We start from the raw sequence: 12,350 nt of genomic DNA, 5'->3' as shown, positions 1-12,350 counted from the left end.
ACAGCAATCCTCATCGGTCTGCAGATAAGGCATCTAGTTGTACGCTTCTGGCCCCAAGGGCCATAAATATGATCGCGCCAGAGAGCCCGTCGCCTGTCCTCTTTCCAACGGGCGAGTACAGGTTCATCATGCCATGGGATGCTTGCCGCCGCTTAGCTGTTGCAGTAGACCCCCGAGCCCGGAACTTGGCATTGGAAAACTTTGGCGGTCAGGCTTTGTAGGATGCTCAATTGGAGAGTTCCATGACCCGCTTGCACAAGCCAATCGCAGCACTCGCTTTTCTCTTGCTCACTGCAATCAGTTCGTCATGTACCACCGGTGGGCCGGGAGCCCGCTCGCTAAATGAACCCGCGAACCCCGCCTGCGCAGATGGCTTCACGCCCAAAGGCGGCGGTTCATGTGACTTTTGAGATCTGGGAAAGATGGAGATTGCCCACTACCGGTCGAGTTCCTATCAGACGCGAAGGCCAAGGGATCGATGAGGGTGTATCACATCGTCGCTCACGCGGGCATCCTTTGAGCAAGCAGAACGTTTCAATCTAACGTGAAAGGGTTCTAAGCGTCGGCCGTCACCTCTGCCGTGCCCGCCAGCGGGTCCTCGTCGAAGCTAGCGGCGCGCTTTGGCTTCATGAGCGGCTCCGGTTTGACCGGCTGCGAGAAAAGCATGTCGCGGCCGGCCTGCAGTCCTTCGGTGACCTGGAGCACGAGGCGCGCCTCGTCGCGTTTGCGGATATCCTCGCCGATTTCATAGGCCTCCGCTTCGCCGACGCCCAAGGCTTCGAGCGTTCGCCGGCCGAAGAGCAGGCCTGACTCCAGCGTTTCGCGCAGTTCGTAGTCGACGTTGAGGTTGCGCAGCGCTATCGAGTGGATGCGGTCGTAGGAGCGCACGAAGAGCTTTGCGTGTGGATAATCCGCCTGCACCAGTTCGACGATCTTGTCGGTGATCTCGCGCTTCTGCGTGCAAACAACAACGATCTTCGCCCGGTCGATGCCGGCGGCCCTGAGCACGTCCTTTCGGGTGCCGTCGCCGAAGTAAATCCGGAAACCGAAAGAGGAAGCCTGCCGGATGCGATCGGCTGAAAAGTCGATGACGGTCACGGCGCGCCCGCCGGCGAGCAGAATCTGGGCGGCGATCTGTCCGAAACGCGAAAAGCCGACCATCAGCACATCCGCGCCGGCACCTTCGAAATCCTCGTCCAGTTGTTCTTCCTGATTGCCCGACAGCAGCCGCTTGGCGAGCATCGTTCCGATCGGCGTGAGGGCCATCGACAGGGTGACGATCGCAATCAGCAGCGAGGCGGTACTCGTCGGCATCAGGCCGGAAACGGCAGCGGCCGAAAACAGGACGAAGCCGAATTCGCCGCCCTGCGGCAGCAGAAAAGCGATCCTGATAGCGTCGTCATGCGGCGAGCCGGTTGCGCGGCAGAGTACGTAGATCACCAAGGCCTTCGCTGCCATGACAACAGGCACGGCGACGATGATGAAGAGTGCGTTGTCTCTGAGTACCTCGAGCTGGATCGAAAGCCCGACGGCGATGAAGAAGATAGCGAGCAACACGCCGCGGAAGGGCTCGATGTCCGCTTCCAGCTCGTGGCGATAGGAGGATTCGGCCAGCATCACGCCAGAAAGGAAGGCGCCCATGGCCATCGACAGTCCGGCAAGCTGCATCAGGCTCGCCGATCCCATCACCACGAAGAGGGCGGCGGCGATCATCGCCTCGCGGGCCCCGGTGCGGGCGATGATCTGAAAGAGCGGTGTCAGCAAGTAGCGTCCCATGACGATCATCGCGCCGACAGCACCAATGGCGATCGCGAAGTCCAGCAGGGGCGTTCCGCTGCCCTTGCCGCCGTTGAGAATACTGATCAGGGCCAACAGCGGCACGATCGCAAGGTCCTGAAACAGCAGCATCGAGAACGAGCGCTGCCCGTAGCGCGTATTCACGTCGCCTTCATCCTCGAGGATTTGCATCGCGAAGGCGGTGGAGGAGAGAGCAAGCCCGAAACCCGCAACGATGCTGCCACGCCAGTCGAGAACGCCGGAAAGGCCGCTCAACAGCGTCAGCAGTAGACCGGTCGCCACCACCTGCGCGGTTCCGAGCCCGAAGATGTCACGCCGCATTTGCCAGAGGCGCGAAGGCTTCAGCTCAAGCCCGATGATGAACAGGAGGAAGACGACGCCGAGTTCGGCAACATCCAGGATCTCTTCGCCATCCGTCAATCCATGGAAGATCGGGCCGATGACGACGCCGGCAGCCAGGTAGCCGAGCACCGTTCCGAGACCAAGGCGCTTGAAGATGGGCGCCGAAACCACGGCGCCGCCGAGGAGCAGGATCGTCTCGGCGAAGAGAGTGTTGGGCTCTGACATCAGGCGAGTTTCTTTCAATGCGGGGAGGCATACAAGCGGCGGGCAAAAGAATCGGCTCACGCGACCTTGATGCTTTTCGTAGTGCACAATAAATGGAACGCGAAGGAAAGGCCAAATCATGTCTTCAGAAATCGACTCCTCGACGCTTCTTTCCCGCGCAAGCCAATTGATCGACCTGGCAAAGAAGGCTGGCGCCGATGCCGCGGATGCGGTGGTCGTGCGCTCGCGATCGCAATCGGTCAGCGTGCGCCTCGGCAAGGTCGAGAGCACGGAATCGTCAGAAAGCGATGATTTCTCGCTGCGCGTCTTCATCGGTAAGCGCGTTGCCAGTGTCTCGGCAAATCCGGGCTTCGATCTTTTTGCTTTGGCCGAGCGGGCCGTGGCGATGGCCAAGGTGTCGCCGGAAGACCCGTTCGCCTGTCTGGCAGACGAGGACAGGCTTGCGAATTCCTATCCGGATCTCGAGCTCCTCGATACGACCGAGGTGTCGTCCGACCAACTCCGCGAAGCCGCCCTCGAGGCGGAAGCCGCGGCCCTTGCCGTCAATGGCGTGACCAATTCGTCCGGCGCCGGAGCCTCGGCCGGCATGGGTGGCCTTGTCCTTGTCACCTCCCACGGTTTCCAGGGCAGCTACATGGCCTCGCGTTTCGGCCGATCCGTCAGCGTCATCGCCGGCGAAGGCACGGCGATGGAACGCGACTATGATTTCGACAGCCGCATCTATTTCGGCGAGCTGGATAATGCCGCCGAGATCGGCCGCCGGGCCGGCGAGCGCACGGTCAAGCGCATCAACCCGCGCCAGGTGGATACTGGCAAGGATATCACCGTCGTTTTTGATCCCCGTGTTGCTCGTGGCTTCGTCGGACATATTGCCGGGGCCATCAATGGCGCCTCCGTTGCACGCAAGACCAGTTTCCTGCGCGACAAGATGGGGCAACAGGTCTTGAAGGCGGGGCTCTCGATCTCCGACGATCCGCTGATCGTACGTGGCCCGTCGTCGCGCCCCTTCGATGGCGAGGGCGTATCCGGCGAACGACTTCTGATGATCGAGGACGGTGTTCTCAAGCACTGGTTCCTCTCCACCTCGACGGCCCGCGAGATCGGAATGGAAACCAACGGCCGCGGGGTGCGCGGCGGCAATTCGGTGACGCCATCCGCGACGAACCTCGCTCTCGAGCCGGGCGACATTTCACCCGAGGACCTGATCCGCGGTGTCGGTAACGGCTTCTATGTGACCGAGCTGATCGGCCATGGCGTCAACATGATCACCGGCGAATACAGCCGCGGCGCGACCGGCTTTTGGATCGAGAATGGCGAACTGACCTTTGCCGTGTCTGAAGTGACGATCGCTTCGAACCTCAAGGACATGTTCATGCGGGTTACGCCGGCAAACGACATCGACCGCAAGTTTGGTGTCGCCGCTCCGACGCTTGCGATCGAGGGAATGACGCTCGCCGGGCGCTGATGGATTGGATTGCCGAAATGACTGACGTGGACACAGCCCTCTGGCGGAGCGATCTGGAATTGATCGCAGATGCTGCCAGGCAGGCCGGCAAAGTCGCACTCGGCTATTTCAATCAAGCGCCTGAGGTCTGGTGGAAGAACGAGGGGCGATCGCCCGTCAGCGCCGCCGATTTCGCGGCCAACCGGACGCTTGAATCCATTCTCCGCGCAGCCCGGCCGGATTATGGCTGGCTTTCGGAAGAAACTGAAGACAGCGGCGATCGGCTCTCACGGGACACGCTGTTCATCATCGACCCGATCGACGGCACGCGGGCATTCCTGGCGGGAATGGATCTGTGGTGCGTGAGCGTCGCGGTCGTGCGCCACGGGCGACCTGTCGCCGGCGTTCTCTACGCTCCTGCTCTGGAAGAACTCTTCGAGGCGGTCGAAGGTGGCGTGGCCCTGAAGAACGGGCGGCCGATTACTGTATCGACAAAACCGCTCGATGCACCAGGGCGCTTTGCCATCGCGGAGGATGTGCTCAAGGCATTCCCGGAACCGTTCAAGCATCGCATCGAGCGCGTGAAGCACGTGCCGTCCCTTGCCTATCGCATTGCCATGGTTGCCGACGGTCAAATTGACGGCACTTTCATCAAGCACAATTCACATGATTGGGATCTCGCGGCCGCGGATCTCATACTCCAGCGCGCCGGAGGCCGGCTGGTTGATCTCCGCGGTGACGTGCCGCTCTATAACCGCATGCAGGTCAGCCATGGCGAACTCTGCGCCGCCGCTGGGCCGCGACTCGCCGATCTTATAACCGGGATCGGTGAACGACGAGGCAGTTGACGTTTCCGTCAAAATCCCTCAGATGAAGCGGCGGAGGAGAATAGAGCAGAAAGAGAAGAAAATGACGGAATCCGGCGGCAAAAAGCAGCTCTTGCATCTCGTATTCGGCGGCGAACTGGAAAGCTTGGACGATGTTCAGTTCAGGGACCTCAAGGATCTCGATATCGTCGGCATTTATCCGGACTATGCCACGGCATTGACGGCCTGGAAGTCAAAGGCGCAATCGACTGTGGATAATGCGCATATGCGCTACTTCATCGTCCACATGCACCGTTTGCTGGACCCGGAAAGCAAGTCTGCGCAGTAACCCTCCCCCGGGCGCGGCTCGCTAACAGCCGTGAGCCGACTGACTGCCTGACGCATTCTGAACAAACTGATCGGCCATTGCGGCCGCAACAATAATTGGGAATGGGTTGATGTCGATCATTTGTGATCGGAGATTTGGCAGATGAGCGGTCGCATGGCGCGGTTTGCGCTGGGCGCCTATCAGGCAACGGGAACGTTGCTGACGCCGTTCGTCGGAGGGTACCTCGCCTATCGGGCCGCGAAGGGCAAGGAAGACCGTGCGCGCCGTTTGGAGCGCTCGGGCTATGCCAGCGCCGACCGTCCGGCCGGACCGCTGGTCTGGTTCCATGCCGCAAGCGTCGGTGAAACCAACGCCGTCATTCCGCTGATCCGCGAAATTCGCCGCCGCGACATCCACGTCATTCTGACCACCGGAACCATCACGTCCGCCAAGCTGGCCGCTGAGCGCATCGGCAACGAAGCGATCCATCAGTACGTGCCGCTCGACCTCAAGCCCGCCGTCAGCCGTTTCCTTGAATATTGGCAGCCGGACTGCGTACTGATCGCTGAGTCCGAAATCTGGCCGGCGACCCTGATGGAACTTGGCCGCCGCCGCATCCCGCAGATCCTCGTCAACGCGCGCATGTCGGACCGCTCCTTCGCGCGATGGAGTCGGCGTCCGGCACTTGCGGAAGCCCTGTTCGAGAACCTGGCGCTTGTTATTGCGCAATCGGATGTCGATGCCGAGCGCTTCCGCGATCTCGGCGCGCGCCACGTCATGATGTCGGGCAATCTCAAGGTCGATACCGACGCCCCGCCTTACGATGCTGCGGTATTCGCCGACTACAAGAAGCAGCTCGGCGGCCGCAAGACCTGGGCAGCGATCTCCACCTTCGACGGTGAGGAAAAGGCCGCAGGCATCGTCCATCGGGCGCTGAAGGAGCGGGACGAGCAGTTGACGATCATCGTGCCGCGGCATCCGGAACGCGCCGACGACATCGAAGCCGAGCTCGTCAAGCTGGGTCTCAAGGTCGCCCGCCGCACGCGCGGTGATGCGTTGGCCCCTGATGTCGATATCTTCCTAGGCGATACGATCGGCGAAATGGGCCTCTACCTGCGCCTGACGGAGGTTGCTTTTGTCGGGCGCTCGCTGTTTGCCGAAGGTGGGCAAAATCCGCTGGAGCCGGCGATGCTCGGTTGCGCGGTGCTGTCGGGCAGCAACGTGCAGAACTTCCGCGAAGCCTATCAGAAGCTGGCGCGGCGCGGCAGCGCGCGCATGGTCCGCGATACGGAGATGCTTGCCAAGGGCGTCCACTATTTGCTCACCAACGACGGAGCGCGTCGCACCATGATCGAAGCCGGGATCGGCGCCGTGCAAGAAATGCGGGGCGCGTTGACGGCGACGGTTAAGGGCTTGGAGCCCTATATCAATCCGCTCACCGTGAAGGCGAGGCTGCTGCCGAAGGCGGCTTTGCAGCGCTGAGGGCAGGGCGGCTATGAAGGCAATCAAGGGAATACTTTTCGACAAGGACGGCACGCTTCTCGACTACGACGAGAGCTGGCTGCCGGTGAACCGCGAGCTAGCGCGCATCGCTTCGGAAGGCGATCCCGAACTCGCGGACCGGCTGCTTCTGGCTTGCGGCATGGATCCCGTCAGCGGCCACATCGTTCCCGACAGTCTGCTGGCGGCCGGCAACACGCGCCAGATTTCGGAGGGGCTCGTCGCGGCCGGCTCGATGCTCGACGTGATCGAGCTGACGATCAAGCTGGACGAGCTCTTTTCTCATGCCGCCGAGTTTTCCGTAGCGGTCACTGATCTGGCCGCCTTTTTCGGTCGGCTGCATGCACGCGGCTTTCGCCTCGGTGTCGCCTCGAGCGACAACGAGCGCTCGATCAGGCAAACCGCCCAGCGCTTTGGCTTTGCGCCCTTCATCGACTATGTGGCCGGATACGATAGTGGCTTCGGCACCAAGCCGGAACCGGGCATGGTGCTTGGTTTCTGCACGGCGACGGGCCTTGATCCCTCCGAGGTCGCCGTTGTCGGCGATAACAACCACGATCTGCACATGGGCCGCAACGCCAAGGTCGGCGTGACCGTGGCCGTACTGACTGGCACCGGATCGCGTGAAACGCTCGCTGCCGCATCCGATTACTGCCTGAACGACATCACCGAGCTTGAAGGCCTGCTGCCCGACCGTCAGCTTGCTTGATTGACCAAGGGCTTGCTTTTTCTTGAAATTTACCTTCTCTTTCCGCCCGGTCGAGGACACAGCCCGTCAGCATGACGCTCGGGGTCCGAAAGGCAGGGCGGGGAAAATGGTATCCGAAGCGCCACCCTTCTGGTGGTCGAAAGCCGATTGGCGTGCCTGGGCGCTCTATCCGATTTCCTTCCTGTATGGGCGTGCGGCCGGCTATCGGATGGCCAACGCCAAGCGTGCCTCGGTTCCCGTGCCCGTTATCTGCGTCGGCAATTTCACCGTCGGCGGCGCCGGCAAGACGCCGACGGCGCTGACGATCGCCCGCGCGGCAAAGGCAAAGGGGCTGAAGCCTGGTTTTCTGAGCCGTGGCTATGGCGGTTCCCTCGATGTCACGACTGTTGTCGATCCGGTTCATCACCGCGCCCTGGCTGTCGGGGACGAACCTCTGCTTCTCGCTCGAGAGGCGCTCACCGTGATTTCCCGCCGCCGTGTCGAAGGGGCCCAGCGCCTCGTCAAGGAAGGCGTGGACCTGATCATCATGGATGACGGTTTTCAGACCGCTCGCCTGGCGATCGACTATGCGTTGCTGGTCATCGACGCCACGCGTGGCCTCGGCAATGGCCACATCGTTCCCGGTGGTCCTGTACGCGCGCCCATCCGTCAGCAGTTGCGCTACGCGACAGCCCTTTTGAAGGTTGGCGGGGGCGAAGCGGCCGACAATATCGTTCGGATCGCGGCGCGCGCCGCCAAACCCTATTTCACGGCTTCCCTGAAGGTGTGCGACAGCGCCGATCTTTCCGGCCGCAACGTGCTGGCCTTTGCCGGTATTGCCGATCCGTCGAAATTCTTCCGCACCGTCGAATCCGTCGGCGGGCATATCGCCGCTCGCCGCTCGTTCGGTGATCACGAGCATCTGACCGATGACGAGATCGACGACATTCTGACAACGGCAGAGAGCGACGGCCTTCAGATTGTCACGACGTCGAAGGATTTCGTCCGGCTCGCCGGCCATCATGGCAAAGCCGAGGAACTCGCGGCGAAATGCCGGGTGATTGAGGTGGAGATGGCCTTCGAGGATGCTCTGGCGCCAAGTCTCATCATCGATCGGGCCATCAATGCCTGCCGCGACCGGCGCTTGAAGGAAGGGCGGAAGGCCTAATCGGAAAATCTCGGGGTGCCGGTGTTCAGCGTCAGCGCTTCTGGTTCGGCAAAACGCCAGCGCGCTTGTCAGCCTCCAGCGAGGCTACGGCATCGGCGTAGGGCTCCTGGCGCGCGACGCTCCAATAGCGCAGTTCGTCGAGCGGGATCTGCTTGCCGGTAATTGCACATACGACGTAGGAGCCCGGCGACAGGATCTGAAAATCCGCATCGAGATAGCGTATCTGCGCTTCGCGGTTTCCATTTCCTTCGAACAAGTTCATGCGCTCCATTCCTTGCAGGCTGTCATACCCCTGCCATAACGCGCCGCAGCGGCCTTTTCCAGCTTTTTCAGCTACGGCCGAACAACCGTTCAATATCCGAGAGCTTGAGCTCGATATAGGTCGGTCGTCCGTGGTTGCACTGCCCTGAGCCGGGAGTAACTTCCATTTGACGGAGAAGGGCGTTCATTTCTTCGGGTCGCAGCCGTCGGCCCGAACGCACGGATCCGTGGCAGGCCATGGTCGCTGCAACATATTCCAGCTTGGCCGACAGGCCGGAGGCGGTATCCCATTCGGCGATCTCGTCCGCCAGCTGACGGATAAGTCCCGTGGCGTCCACCTCTCCCAGCATGGCAGGTGTCTCACGCACGGCGATCGCGCCGGAGCCGAAGCGCTCGATGGCCAGCCCCAGCTCGCCAAGCTCGGTGGCAAACTGCATAAGCCGATCGCAATCCTCTTCCGGCAGATCGACGATTTCGGGGATGAGGAGCACCTGCGAGGCGAGCCGTTTCGAATGCAGCGCCTTGCGCATCGCCTCGAATACTAGGCGCTCATGCGCGGCGTGCTGATCGACGATTACGAGGCCATCATCCGTCTGCGCCACGATATAATTTTCGTGAATCTGCGCCCGGGCGGCACCCAGCGGATAGCGCTGTGGCGGCTCTTCCGGCGCAACCGGCATTCTTGGGGTAGGGGCGATGTCGCTGCGGGCCGTCGGCGTCGCAAGGCCGTCGAAGGAGGCCTGCGGCCGTTCGCCGAAGCTGCCGTTTGCAGCCTGGTGGAATGGACGCGATGGCGAGGTCGCCGCCGACCAAGGCTGTTGGGGCCGTTGGGCGCCAGGCTGGAAACCGGGCCGGAAGGAGCGCAGCATGCCGTCTGCACCCGTTGTGGCTGCCCGGCTGCCGTCACGCGCCAGCGCCTCGCGCACGGCGCCGACGATCAGGCCGCGCACCAGTTGCGGGTCGCGAAAGCGCACATCCGATTTGGCCGGGTGCACGTTGACGTCGACAAGGGCCGGATCGAGCCTGATCGACAGTACTGCGACCGGATAACGCCCGGCTGGGATGGTCTCGGCATAGGCGCCGCGGATCGCCGACAGGATCAGCTTGTCCTGCACCGGGCGTCCGTTGACGAAGGCATATTGGTGGGCCGAGTTTCCGCGATTGAAGGTCGGCACGCCGGTAAAGCCTGTCAGCGATATGCCCTCCCGCTCCGCATCGATCTCGATCGCATTGTCGCGAAAATCCTTGCCAAGGATCTGCGCCATCCGCGCCAGATGATCGTCACCCGTCGCCGGCAACTCCAGCGTCGTTCGATCAGTCCCCGAGAGCACGAAGCGCACCCCGGGGAAGGCAATCGCCATGCGCTTGACGACCTCGGTGATCGCCGCAGCCTCGGCCTTTTCCGTCTTGAGGAATTTCAGGCGGGCCGGCGTCGCGAAGAAGAGATCGCGAACTTCGACGATCGTGCCCGGATTGCCGGGTGAGGGGCGAAGATGTGTAATTCTCCCGCCCTCGACGGCGATTTCGTTGCCGCCTGCGCTGTCCCGGCGGCGGCTCGAAATGCTGAGCCTGGCTACCGAGCCAATCGATGGCAGCGCTTCGCCGCGAAAACCCAGCGTGCGGATATCGTCCAGCGTATCTGAGATCTTCGAGGTGCAGTGGCGTCGTACGGCAAGCTCCAGATCCGCAACATCCATGCCAGACCCGTTGTCCGAAACCCGCAGCAGGCTCTTGCCGCCGCCCGACGTCGCAACCTCAATGCGCGTCGCGCCTGCGTCGAGGGCGTTTTCGATCAACTCCTTAGCGGCGCTCGCGGGCCGCTCGATGACTTCACCGGCGGCGATTTGATTGATGAGGGTCTCTGAAAGCTGTCTGATGGCCATGCGCCTATTCTCTTGGATTCGCGGGTCCGAGGGAAGGGCGAAAGCGCCACCGCCTTTCCGTTCTGCACGCCCTAATTCCGGCTGCTTAATATTAAGCGCGCCTTAAGACAAAGGTGCCATTTTGCAACTTATTCCGAGGACTGGGTTTAAATCGGACAGATGTGGGACGCGTAGGAATGAGTGCCGGCTTCGAACAAGCGGACACATCATCTGTAAGCAGCGAAATGCCGGCTGAATCAAGCCTGCAGACGGTGCTGTTTGACGCGGTATGCGAGAGCTTGGGCGCCGCATTCATCGTCTATGACAAGACCGACCACATGGTCTTTGCGAGCCGCCAGGTTCTCGATTTCTTTCCGATATCGGCGGCGATGCTGAAGCCGGGGAGGCGGTTGCGGGACTTCCTGGGCGCCATCTACGACACCGGCATCCGCACGCAGTCGGCCAGCAACCAAGGTGCGATGAGCCGTGAGGATTGGCTGTCCCAGAAGATCGCCTCGCACTGGCGCGAGCGCTTCGAGGCCGTCGAGCGGCATGGTGCGGATCGGTGGATCAGGTTTGGCAAGCGGCGCCTTGCGAGCGGCTACGGCGTCTGCGTCATCCAGGACATTTCCGAGAACAAGAAGCGCGAGGAACAGTGGCGCTCCGATCTCGAGCGTGTGCAGCTCACGGAGGATATCCTCGACAACCTGCCGTTCCCGCTCTTCGTCAAGGACCGCAATCTGAATTACGTCGCCGTCAACATCGCCTTCTGCGACAAGTATCAGACGACGGTCGATGAAGTGCTTGGCCGCAAGAGCAGCGACCTGTTCTCCGAGGATGTCGCCCAGCGTTTCGAGGAAAGCGACCGTCATGTTCTGGAGACGGGCGAAATGTCGATTTCCCGTCAGCGGCAGGTCTCCCGCGACGGCGTCGAACGCGACATCGTCACGCGCAAGCACCGGATCGGCAAGCCGGGGCGCTATTTTCTTGTCTCGACCATGCAGGATCTGCCGCGCGACGGCGACGATCTAGAAGAGTTCCGGTTCGCATCGACGGTCACGACGTCAAGCAAGAATTCCTATCGGCGCGCCTATGTTCCGATGAGCGGAAACGGCGAACGGCGCGAGCCGGCGGCAATGGAGGCGATCGTCCCGGAGAACTTCTCCGGTCGCAAGATCCTCGTCGTGACATCGGATGTCGTGGCAGAAGGCGCGGCCCTGCGGACCCTCGCCAAATACGGTTTCGAGGCCTGCTCGGTTCGCGGCGAGGACGAGGAGGAACAGTTCCTGGAAATCGCGAGCTCGTCCGGCATCGTGCTCGACCTGCTCGTGATCGACAACCAGCTCGGCATGCGCTGCCTCGAGCTCGCCGAGCAATACGGCATCCCGGCACTGGCGATGGACGGCTTCCAGCTCGCCAATGAGCTCACCTTCCAGATCGCCCGTCATTTCAACCGCAGCAACCGCGGCCAGATGGCCGAAGGCATTGACACCGACTGGGAAATCACTGCCGTGGAGGAGGCGAACACGCTCGACGTGCTCGTTGCCGAAGATAACGACATCAACCAGATCGTTTTCTCGCAGATTCTCGAAGGCCTCGGCTACCGTTACATGATCGCCCCAAGCGGCGATGAAGCCGTTCGCCTCTGGACAGAGCACCAGCCGAAAATCATCCTGATGGATATCTCTCTGCCGGGCTTCAACGGTTTCGAAGCGGCGCGGCTGATCCGCCAGACAGAGGAAGGCGGCAGTACAAGAACGCCGATCATCGGTGTTCTGACGCAAGCCTTCGAGCGCGATCGAGCTGAGTGCGCAAAGGCTGGAATGGACGACGTAATTATGAAGCCGGTAAGCCCAGATATTCTTCAAGGGATCTTTCAACAGTACCTTGCCCAGGACATCAGACAGGCCAGCATGTGACGAACAAAGC

10 protein-coding genes are annotated in these 12,350 nt (G+C 61.7%); 7 read left to right on the top strand and 3 right to left on the bottom strand.

The window, feature by feature from the left end; all coding sequences use genetic code 11:
• Positions 1 to 555 precede the first annotated feature (555 nt).
• Positions 556 to 2,364, bottom strand: coding sequence for a monovalent cation:proton antiporter-2 (CPA2) family protein (locus tag AC1DPR_RS11800; RefSeq protein WP_026371755.1), 1,809 nt, complete (start codon positions 2,362 to 2,364; stop codon positions 556 to 558).
• Positions 2,365 to 2,482: 118 nt separating this feature from the next.
• Here AC1DPR_RS11800 and AC1DPR_RS11795 point away from each other — a divergent pair, with 118 nt between their 5' ends.
• The 6 genes from AC1DPR_RS11795 (at position 2,483) to lpxK (ending at position 8,298) form a co-directional block, all read left to right on the top strand.
• Positions 2,483 to 3,829 (top strand): TldD/PmbA family protein, encoded by a 1,347-nt coding sequence (locus AC1DPR_RS11795; protein WP_477816404.1) that lies wholly within the window; start codon positions 2,483 to 2,485, stop codon positions 3,827 to 3,829.
• A 17-nt stretch (positions 3,830 to 3,846) separates the two neighbouring features.
• On the top strand, positions 3,847 to 4,656 hold the full coding sequence (locus AC1DPR_RS11790; RefSeq protein WP_477816403.1) for a 3'(2'),5'-bisphosphate nucleotidase CysQ: 810 nt from the start codon (positions 3,847 to 3,849) through the stop codon (positions 4,654 to 4,656).
• 61 nt (positions 4,657 to 4,717) lie between these two features.
• Entirely contained in the window at positions 4,718 to 4,963 is a 246-nt protein-coding gene (locus AC1DPR_RS11785) for a DUF4170 domain-containing protein (protein ID WP_018856931.1), read from the top strand.
• A 141-nt stretch (positions 4,964 to 5,104) separates the two neighbouring features.
• Positions 5,105 to 6,424 (top strand): lipid IV(A) 3-deoxy-D-manno-octulosonic acid transferase, encoded by a 1,320-nt coding sequence (waaA, locus tag AC1DPR_RS11780; protein ID WP_018856932.1) that lies wholly within the window; start codon positions 5,105 to 5,107, stop codon positions 6,422 to 6,424.
• A 13-nt stretch (positions 6,425 to 6,437) separates the two neighbouring features.
• Complete coding sequence (locus tag AC1DPR_RS11775) at positions 6,438 to 7,151, top strand: HAD family hydrolase (protein WP_018856933.1); 714 nt, start codon at positions 6,438 to 6,440, stop codon at positions 7,149 to 7,151.
• Positions 7,152 to 7,257: 106 nt separating this feature from the next.
• Positions 7,258 to 8,298, top strand: coding sequence for a tetraacyldisaccharide 4'-kinase (lpxK, locus tag AC1DPR_RS11770; protein ID WP_018856934.1), 1,041 nt, complete (start codon positions 7,258 to 7,260; stop codon positions 8,296 to 8,298).
• A gap of 31 nt (positions 8,299 to 8,329) precedes the next feature.
• On the opposite strand, the gene AC1DPR_RS11765 is transcribed toward lpxK, so the two are convergent.
• Together AC1DPR_RS11765 and mutL are read right to left on the bottom strand one after the other, a co-directional pair.
• On the bottom strand, positions 8,330 to 8,560 hold the full coding sequence (locus AC1DPR_RS11765) for a DUF2093 domain-containing protein (RefSeq protein WP_007530431.1): 231 nt from the start codon (positions 8,558 to 8,560) through the stop codon (positions 8,330 to 8,332).
• A gap of 67 nt (positions 8,561 to 8,627) precedes the next feature.
• Positions 8,628 to 10,442: a DNA mismatch repair endonuclease MutL gene (mutL, locus tag AC1DPR_RS11760; RefSeq protein WP_018856935.1), complete on the bottom strand. Its 1,815-nt coding sequence runs from the start codon at positions 10,440 to 10,442 to the stop codon at positions 8,628 to 8,630.
• A gap of 176 nt (positions 10,443 to 10,618) precedes the next feature.
• Between mutL and AC1DPR_RS11755 the strand changes: the two genes are divergently transcribed.
• Positions 10,619 to 12,340, top strand: a complete 1,722-nt coding sequence (locus tag AC1DPR_RS11755) for a response regulator (RefSeq protein ID WP_113470002.1) — start codon at positions 10,619 to 10,621, stop codon at positions 12,338 to 12,340.
• The last annotated feature ends 10 nt before the right edge of the window (positions 12,341 to 12,350 follow it).

This window comes from Rhizobium sp. 01T417 (assembly GCF_056398905.1).
Note: the sequence above shows the minus strand (reverse complement) of the source record. Positions and strands in the feature narration are given on the sequence as shown.